At 59.3% G+C, this 6,380-nt stretch carries 6 protein-coding genes and 1 pseudogene; 4 read left to right on the top strand and 3 right to left on the bottom strand.

The genetic code is table 11. The annotated features are described in order from the left end of the window. Positions 1-153 precede the first annotated feature (153 nt). A complete protein-coding gene (locus tag HNO86_RS25405) occupies positions 154-960 on the top strand; it encodes an RHS repeat-associated core domain-containing protein (RefSeq protein ID WP_175379670.1) in 807 nt (268 codons plus the stop codon). Between the two features lie 76 nt (positions 961-1,036). Here HNO86_RS25405 and HNO86_RS25400 read toward each other — a convergent pair whose 3' ends face one another. Further along, positions 1,037-2,389: a GntP family permease gene (locus HNO86_RS25400; protein WP_175379669.1), complete on the bottom strand. Its 1,353-nt coding sequence runs from the start codon at positions 2,387-2,389 to the stop codon at positions 1,037-1,039. An 82-nt stretch (positions 2,390-2,471) separates the two neighbouring features. After that, entirely contained in the window at positions 2,472-3,005 is a 534-nt protein-coding gene (locus HNO86_RS25395) for a gluconokinase (RefSeq protein ID WP_175379668.1), read from the bottom strand. A 215-nt stretch (positions 3,006-3,220) separates the two neighbouring features. Between HNO86_RS25395 and HNO86_RS25390 the strand changes: the two genes are divergently transcribed. The 3 genes from HNO86_RS25390 to HNO86_RS25380 all read left to right on the top strand — a co-directional run bounded on the left by HNO86_RS25390 (position 3,221) and on the right by HNO86_RS25380 (position 5,742). Beyond that, positions 3,221-4,252, top strand: coding sequence for a LacI family DNA-binding transcriptional regulator (locus HNO86_RS25390; protein WP_175379667.1), 1,032 nt, complete (start codon positions 3,221-3,223; stop codon positions 4,250-4,252). 132 nt (positions 4,253-4,384) lie between these two features. Then, complete coding sequence (locus tag HNO86_RS25385) at positions 4,385-5,023, top strand: glutathione S-transferase family protein (RefSeq protein WP_175379666.1); 639 nt, start codon at positions 4,385-4,387, stop codon at positions 5,021-5,023. 158 nt (positions 5,024-5,181) lie between these two features. After that, entirely contained in the window at positions 5,182-5,742 is a 561-nt protein-coding gene (locus tag HNO86_RS25380; RefSeq protein WP_175379665.1) for a hypothetical protein, read from the top strand. A 116-nt stretch (positions 5,743-5,858) separates the two neighbouring features. Here HNO86_RS25380 and HNO86_RS30730 read toward each other — a convergent pair. After that, a pseudogene (locus tag HNO86_RS30730) lies at positions 5,859-6,275 on the bottom strand (methyl-accepting chemotaxis protein); the annotation flags it as partial. Positions 6,276-6,380 lie beyond the last annotated feature (105 nt).

The following is a 6,380-nucleotide window of genomic DNA, read 5'->3' as shown; positions in this document are numbered from 1 at the left end:
ATCTTTTGATCTTGTTTTTTTAAATCAAAATCAAAAGATCGCAGCCTGCGGCAGCTCCTACAGGGAACCTGGTAGTTCTGTCAGTTCCCGGCGCCGGGACAACATGAAATGCTGGAGGCCTTCATTGACGTCTCGTCACACAAAGGCCCTGCCATGCCCACATCAAAACCTGCCAATCACTCATCCCGCGTTTTGTTGTTAGCCGGCGACAGCAAAAACACCGTGCTCGCCGAGATGGCTGGCAGCACTCACCGCTTCGCGTATTCCCCCTATGGTCAGCAGTCCTCGCGGCAGGAGGTCAGGACACGTCTGGGGTTTAATGGCGAACTGCGCGAGGCACAGACTGATTGGTATTTTTTGGGGAATGGTTATCGCGTCTATAACTCTCGATTGATGCGGTTTCAAAGCTACGACAAATTCAGTCCGTTCGAGAAAGGTGGCTTAAACGGGTTTGCGTATTGTGGTTGTGAGCCGATGGTGCGTGCGGATCCGACGGGAGAGGGTTGGTTTAAACTATTTGCATATTTTTGGGAGGTGATTTCTCCGGCCGGTACAGGCGGCAGCGTAGGACGGACTACTAAAGTACCCTCACAGGCCAAGAGAGGGGCCATCGCGAGTATCGTGACCGGAGTGGCAGAAAACCAAAAAACACCTTTCCTGAAAAATAGCAAAACAACCTTGGGAAGGTCGAAGCCGCAAATGGGCTTGCCAAAAGGATCAACGCCATCCACCACCACAAGCTCTGCTACCCAGACAGGCGCCGGCGCGACTCCGATTAAATACAAACACACAAAATTTGTTCTTGAGGGCAACTATGGTGTGCGCCCACAAAACGAGTACACCACGGTCAGAACACGAGACGGACTCCGTATTAGCGGCACCGATTCGGGTACCCGTCAGTTCCCTTCAAGCTCCCGAGGCATCAGAGCATCCGCGGTATCCGACATACGCGGCGGATAAGGCGTTGATGTTGATCGATTGATTGCGCCCACAAAAAAACCGCATCGCTGCGGTTTTTTTGTGCCTGCCGAATCGCTTAAACGAACAACGACAACAACAGAATAAAGCCCAACCCCACCACCGACAGGATGGTTTCCATCGCGGTCCAGGTCTTGAAGGTTTCCGCCACGGTCATGTTGAAGTACTGCTTGACCAGCCAGAAACCGGCGTCGTTCACGTGGGACAGGATCAGGGAACCGGCGCCGGTGGCCAGCACCAGCAGTTCGCGGTTGACCCCTGGAATCATCCCCACTACCGGCACCACGATGCCCGCGCCGGTGATGGTCGCCACGGTCGCGGAACCTGTGGCGATACGGATCACCGCCGCCACCAGCCACGCCAGCAGGATCGGCGAAATCTGCGCCGCCACGGCCATGTGGCCGATCACGTCGCCCACACCGCTGGTCACCAGCATCTGCTTGAAGCCACCGCCCGCACCGATGATCAGAATGATCGCGGCGGTTGGCGCCAGGCTCGCGTCCAGCCACTTGAGGATCTGTTGCGAACCGATGCCCTGCTTGTAGCCGAAGGTGTACAGCGACAGCAGCAAGGCCAGCAGCAAGGCCGAGATCGGGTGGCCGATCAGGTCCATGAAGGTGCGGAAGAAGTTGCCGTCCGGCAGCACCACGTCGGCGAAGGTCTTGAGCAGCATCAGGAACACCGGCGACAGCACGGTGACCAGGGTGATGCCGAAGCTCGGCAGGTCGGCCGAATCCGATTCACGGGCCAGTTGATCCACCAGCTCCTGGTTCGGATGGCCGGGGATGTGCTTGGCAATGAAGGTACCGAAGATGGGACCGGCAATAATCGCCGTTGGCAGTGCCACGATCAGGCCGTACAGGATGGTCTTGCCGATATCCGCGCCGAACACGCCGATCGCCAGCAGCGGCCCCGGGTGCGGCGGCACCAGGCCGTGTACCGCGGACAGGCCGGCCAGCAGCGGGATGCCGATCTTGATGATCGACACGCCGGTGCGCCGGGCAACGATGAACACCAGCGGGATCAGCAGCACGAAGCCGATTTCGAAGAACAGCGGAATGCCCACCAGGAACGCGGCGAACATCATGGCCCACTGGACCTTTTCCTTGCCGAAGGCACGGATCAGGGTCTGGGCGATCTGATCCGCCCCGCCCGACTCGGCCATCATTTTGCCGAGCATGGTGCCCAGCGCGAGGATGATGCCGACAAAACCGAGCACGCCGCCGAAGCCGTCCTGGAAGGCCTTGATGATGGTGCCGATCGGCATGCCGGAGGTCAGCCCGAGGAAGGCTGCGGCGATGATCAGGGCGATGAAGGGGTGAAACTTGAACTTGGTGATCAGGACGATAAGCCCGATCACCGTGACCACTGCATCGAGCAGCAGGAACGTCTCGTGGGACATGCCAAACATTAGGGGTGTCTCCTGGTTGTTGTTGTTATTAAAGCGGGTAATGCGAAAGCCATAAGGACAGCGCTATCTCGTGAGGCAAAAATTAACCGGCGCGTTTCAGGCCGTTCTCGAGCCACCAGTGGTGAGCTTGAACTGCCAGCTGATCGACGCTGTGGGTCGAGGCATCGAGCGCCAGGGTCAAGGGCTCGCCGACCGGGGATTCGAGGGTGGCGAACTGGCTGTCGATCAGGGTCGAAGGCATGAAATGGCCCGGGCGATGGGACACGCGGTCGGCGGCCACTTCCGGGGTCAGTTCCAGGAAAACGAAGCCCAGGCCCGGCAAGGCGCTGCGCAGACGTTCGCGGTAAATGTGCTTGAGCGCCGAGCAGGTCAGCACCGGGCGCTGGCCCAACGCGTCGACGCGGCGCAGTTCATCGCACAGGCTGTCGAGCCAGCCGGCACGGTCTTCATCGTTCAGGGGGATACCCGCGCTCATCTTTTCGATATTGGCGGCAGGGTGGAAAGAGTCGCCTTCAATGGCAGTGGCGCCGCTGAGCTGGCACAGGGCCTCGCTGACGCACGTCTTGCCGCAACCGGCAACGCCCATGATGACCAGGGCGGTGATGGGATGATTCATGTAACACCTCAGCGCGCAGACAGCGCTACCTTTGCCAGTTATGACACTAGACCAAAAGCAGAAGTTGCCGACGCCTTCTTGTCATTTTTGTGGGTTGCAGCATGTTTACTCCCAATGCCAAAAAGCGGAGGTCAGGCGAACCCCCACTTACGCATTTGCAGCTGCATCGAGACAGCGCTACCTTAGTGCCTTGAATTTTGTTTGGCAAGCCGTCGATGACCTCAACCAAGAACGATAAAAATACGCGCACCACTGGCCGCCCTACCCTCAACGAAGTCGCGCGCCTGGCCGGCGTCAGCCCGATTACCGCGTCCCGCGCCTTGCGAGGCGTGAGCACAGTGGCCACGGAACTGGTGGAAAAAGTCCAGGACGCGGCCCGTGAACTCAATTACGTGGTCAACTCCGCCGCCCGCGCCCTCGCCTCGGCCCAGAGCCATTCGGTGGTGGTGTTGGTGCCCTCGCTGTCCAACCTGTTGTTCATCGACACCCTGGAAGCCATTCATCAGGTTCTGCGCCCCAAGGGTTTCGAAGTGCTGATCGGCAACTTCCACTACTCGCGCGACGAAGAAGAAAACCTGCTGCGCAACTACATGGCGTATCAGCCTCGGGGCTTGCTGCTCACAGGCTTTGACCGAACTGAAAGCTCGCGGCGGATGATCGAAGGGAGCAACATTCCCTGCGTGTACATGATGGAGCTGGACAGTGCCGCCGGGCTCAATTGCGTGGGTTTTTCGCAGCTGGCCGCCGGTGAGACGGCCGCCGGGCACCTGCTGTCCCGTGGTCGCAAGCGCCTGGCCTACATCGGCGCGCAACTGGATCAGCGCACGCTGCTGCGCGGTGAAGGTTATCGTCGCGCGCTGCAGAAGGCCGGTCTGTATGACCCGGCCCTGGAAGTGCTGACCCCACGTCCGTCGTCGGTCGGTCTGGGTGGCGAGTTGTTTTTGCAGATGATCGCCAATCATCCGGATGTCGATGCGATCTTCTTCGGCAACGACGACCTGGCCCAGGGTGCCCTGCTCGAAGCGCTGCGCTGCGGGATCAGGATTCCGGAGCAGGTGGCGATTCTCGGCTTCAACGATTTGCCCGCTTCGGCGCACATGGTTCCGCGGTTGAGCAGCATCAGTACGCCCCGTGAAGCGATTGGGCGGCGTGCGGCGGAGCAGATGTTGACGTTGATGGCCGGGAATACGGTGGCCAGGCCGGTGCAGGATATGGGGTTTGAGTTGAAGGTGCGCGAAAGCACCTGACGCCACGAATCCGTGCAGGAGCTGTCGAAGGCTGCGATCTTTTGATCCTGGCTTTTTGAAGAGCAAGATCAAAAGATCGCAGCCTTCGGCAGCTCCTACAATTAGAAGCATGTGTGCCAATGGAGTCGCGTCATGGAACATGCACTGAAAATCCTCGGCAAAGCCTCGTCGATCAATGTCCGCAAGGTCTTGTGGACTTGCGAGGCGCTGGGCATCACCTACGAGCGCGAGGACTGGGGCAGTGGTTTTGCCTCGACCCACAGCCCGGAATTCCTGCGCTTCAACCCCAACGCCCAGGTGCCGGTACTTATCGATGAGCACGGCGTGTTGTGGGAGTCCAACACCATCTGCCGCTATCTGGCCGGCAAACACCACCATCACCACAACGAACTACTGCCCAGCGAACCGGCTGCCCGTGCCCGGGTGGAACAGTGGATGGACTGGCAAGCCACCGACCTCAATGCCTCCTGGAGTTACGCCTTCATGGCGCTGGTGCGCAAGGACCCGGAATTCCAGGACCCGCATCGCATTGACGTGGGCGTGCGTGGCTGGAATCAGAAAATGGGCATCCTCGAACACCAGTTGGCGACCACCAAGGCCTATGTCGCCGGGGCCAGATTTACCCTGGCCGACATTGTCATCGGGCTGTCGGTCAATCGCTGGCTGATGACGCCGATGGAGCGCTCTGACTATCCGGCCATTGATGAGTACTTCAAACGCCTGGCACCACAACCCGGCTTTCTCAAGCATTGCTGCAACGGCCTGCCTTGAATGCCTCAACGTTTGCCGTCCGTCGGCAAACGTTTGCCCTTCTCTGCCTCGAAACCTCACCGCGTCAACATTAACCTGCTGATTCTTATAGATTTTTCATTCCAGGCACAATCTTTGCTGCAAGCCCTGCACCGCAATCACCTACAAGGGCTTTCATCATGTTGGTCAGTGCAAAAACTAACCTGGTTACTCCGCTTCCCAAACGTCCCGGCGAAGATGCCACCGCCGAGGCCGCCGCCGGCCTGCAAAGCGTCATGACCCAGGCCCTGCAAAACAACGTGCAGGCGCAAAACACCCAGGCCGCAGCGCAGGTTCAGGAGTCCGCCACCGGGCAGGCGACGCAGCAGGTCAGCGAAGCCACGCGCATCAGCGATAACGTCGATGAGGCGTTCGCCAAGACCCGCGTGAATCTGCAAGCCGTCAACGCGCCACTGCCGGACGGCGTCAAGGATCGGATCAAGGACGGCTCGGCCACTTCCGAATTCAAGGAATACATGAGCAAGACCCCGGAACAGCGCATGCGCGATGCGATCCTTGAGGAAATGGGACTGACTCAGGAAGAAGTCGACGCCATGCCGCCGGAGAAGCAACAGGCGATCGGTGAGGAAATCGCCCAGCGCATGCAGGACAAGCAGGAGATGGCAGAGGCTGAGAAACAGCAAAAGGATGGCAGTCAGGACAAGGCTCAGGTGGTGGATAAATTCCTGGCTTCGCTTTAACAACGCGCAAGTCCAATGTAGGAGCTGCCTCAGGCTGCGATCTTTTGATTTTGATTTTTAAAAAACAAGATCAAAAAATCGCAGCCTGAGGCAGCTCCTACAGGGACGGTGTTGTGTCAGTTCAGCTGCAACGTGGAATTGAACTGGCTGATCGCATCCACCACATGCCGTGAACCCTGCTGAATCTCCAGAATCACCTCCCCCGCCTCGTTCGCCAGCTCCACCCCGAGCCCGGTTCGGCTGAGGCTCGACTGCATGCTCGTCACCGCACTCACCGACAAATCGTGGTTCTTGCGCACCACATCGACGATTTCCACCGTCGCCTGGCTCGTGCGCGCGGCAAGGCTGCGCACTTCATCGGCCACCACCGCAAAGCCCCGCCCGTGCTCCCCGGCCCGGGCCGCTTCGATGGCGGCGTTGAGCGCCAGCAGGTTGGTCTGATCGGCGATGCCGCGAATGGTCTGCACAATGGTGCCGATGATGTCGGACTGCTTGCTCACCGCATCGATGCTCAACGCCGCTTCGTTCAGGTCTTTGGAAATGTCCTGGATGATCTGTACCGTCTGCTGCACCACCTCCGAGCCTTTGCGCGCGCAAACGTCGTTCTGCACCGAGGTGCTGTGGGCCGATTCCGCGGC

The sequence above is a fragment of the Pseudomonas sp. C1C7 genome, from assembly GCF_013359595.1.
Classification (GTDB): Bacteria; Pseudomonadota; Gammaproteobacteria; order Pseudomonadales; family Pseudomonadaceae; genus Aquipseudomonas.
This window is presented reverse-complemented; position numbering and strand designations above follow the sequence as displayed.